At 69.0% G+C, this 1,817-nt stretch carries 3 protein-coding genes; 2 read left to right on the top strand and 1 reads right to left on the bottom strand.

Going from position 1 to position 1,817, the window contains the following annotated elements; genetic code table 11:
• Positions 1-92 precede the first annotated feature (92 nt).
• Complete coding sequence (locus ACWEVN_RS47795; RefSeq protein WP_452055703.1) at positions 93-671, bottom strand: peptide deformylase; 579 nt, start codon at positions 669-671, stop codon at positions 93-95.
• Positions 672-826: 155 nt separating this feature from the next.
• On the opposite strand from ACWEVN_RS47795, the gene ACWEVN_RS47790 reads away from it, so the two are divergent.
• Both ACWEVN_RS47790 and ACWEVN_RS47785 read left to right on the top strand, forming a co-directional pair.
• Positions 827-1,141 carry a DUF3263 domain-containing protein gene (locus tag ACWEVN_RS47790; protein ID WP_452055702.1) on the top strand — a complete coding sequence of 105 codons (315 nt, stop codon included), beginning with the start codon at positions 827-829 and terminating at the stop codon, positions 1,139-1,141.
• Positions 1,138-1,767: a LytR C-terminal domain-containing protein gene (locus ACWEVN_RS47785; protein WP_452055701.1), complete on the top strand. Its 630-nt coding sequence runs from the start codon at positions 1,138-1,140 to the stop codon at positions 1,765-1,767. The genes ACWEVN_RS47790 and ACWEVN_RS47785 overlap by 4 nt, the downstream gene beginning before the upstream one ends.
• Positions 1,768-1,817: the final 50 nt, after the last annotated feature.

Genomic DNA, 1,817 nt, shown 5'->3' with positions numbered 1-1,817 from the left:
AACCGCCCCTTTGGGGCGTTCGGTGCGTCAGACGCACCGAACGCCACATTGGGTGCGTTGGACGCACCCAACGCCACATTGGGGCGCTCGGGTCAGATGACGGCGCCGTCGTCCTCGGGGGTGCGCGGCGGCAGCCAGGAGTTGCCCGGCACGCCCCACTTGTTCGACTTCAGCATCTTCTTCGCGGCGCGCGCGTGCCGGCCGACCAGGCGGTCGAGGTAGATGTACCCGTCCAGGTGGTCGGTCTCGTGCTGCAGGCAACGCGCGAAGTAGCCGGTGCCCTCGACCTCGATCGGGTTGCCGTCGACGTCGGCGCCGGTCACCTTCGCCCACTTCGCGCGGCCCGTCGGGTACGACTCGCCGGGCGCCGAGAGGCAGCCCTCCCAGTCGTCGTCCGGGTCCGGCATGGTCTCCGGGATCTCCGACGTCTCGAGCTTCGGGTTGACGACGACGCCCTTGTGCCGCACGCCCTCGTCGTCCGGGCAGTCGTAGACGAACACCCGCAGATCGAGGCCGATCTGGTTGGCCGCGAGGCCGACGCCCTCGGCGGCGTACATCGTCTCGAACATGTCGTCCACGAGCGTGCGCAGCTTCTCGTCGAACTCGGTGATCTCCCGAGTCGGCTGGTGCAGCACGGGTTCGCCGGCGATAACGATGGGGTGGATGGTCACGGCGAGCCAGTTTAGTCGGACCCCTCTGGTAGACCTGCATCAGACCGTGACGCGCCGACGCCGATGCCCACGTCGGCGGCCGCTTCCGTGGTTGAATGGCGCCCGCGGAAGAGCTAGGTCTGATTCGCCATGACGCCCGATTGAGAGGGACTCGGATGGACGCCGCGGAGTCGATGGCTGAGCCGCAGCCGCAGCCGTCGCCGCCGAAGCCCGTGCCCGGCCTGACCGAACGCGAGGTCGAGATCCTCGCCTTCGAGCGCCAGTGGTGGCGACACGCCGGGGCGAAGGAGAACGCCATCCGCGAACGCTTCGACTTGTCTGCGACGCGCTACTACCAGCTGCTCAACAAGCTGCTGGAGAAGCCGGAGGCGATCGAAGCCGACCCGATGCTGGTGAAGCGGCTGCGCAAGACGCGTGCCGCCCGCCAGCGCAAGCGAGGCGCCCGGCGACTGGGGATCGAGCTGAAATGAGTGTGTTTTCCGGAATGTCCCGGCCGATGAAGGCCGCGGGCGTCGCGTTGGTCGGGGTGGCCATCATCGCCGCCGTCATCGGCGGGATCACCGCGCTGGGCGGGGGTGACGGCTCGAACGAAGCCGGGCCGAGCGGCACTTCGCCGACGCCGTCGGGCTCGTCCTCGGCTCCGCCGTCGACGTCGTCTTCGGCTTCCGCTCCGGCATCGTCTTCGACCTCGGCCGGGTCTTCGTCGCCCACGCCGCCGTCGACCTCGTCTCCGGCGCCCGGCCAGCCGACGTCGGCCGGCCCCGGCCAGCCCGGTGGTGACCAGCAGGCCTCCAACAAGTGGGTGACCGTCCGGGTGTTCAACAACTCGACGATCAAGGGCCTGGCCGACCGCGCGGCCGAGGACTTCCGCGGTTCCGGGTGGAACGTCAACGAGGTCAGCAACTACTCCCAGGGCGTCATCCCGACGACGACGGCGTTCTACCGCCCGGGCACCGACGAGGAAGCCGCGGCCAAGCAGCTCGCCCAGGAGTTCGGCATCAAGGCCGAGCCGCGCTTCGAGGGCATCCAGAGCGCAAGCCCCGGCGTGATCGTCATCGTGACGAAGGAATACCAGGCCGGCCACAAGGGCAGCTGACCCGTAACTCGCGTGCTTGAGCACGTAACTCGCGTGATTGGGGCCGGAAC

The sequence above is a fragment of the Amycolatopsis sp. NPDC003861 genome, assembly GCF_053605405.1.
This window is presented reverse-complemented; position numbering and strand designations above follow the sequence as displayed.

Excerpts from the sequence above, each read along its gene's own strand:
- ACWEVN_RS47790 (WP_452055702.1), top strand. The coding sequence starts at position 827 with ATGGACGCCGCGGAGTCGATGGCTGAGCCGCAGCCGCAGCCGTCGCCG.
- ACWEVN_RS47785 (WP_452055701.1), top strand. The coding sequence starts at position 1,138 with ATGAGTGTGTTTTCCGGAATGTCCCGGCCGATGAAGGCCGCGGGCGTC.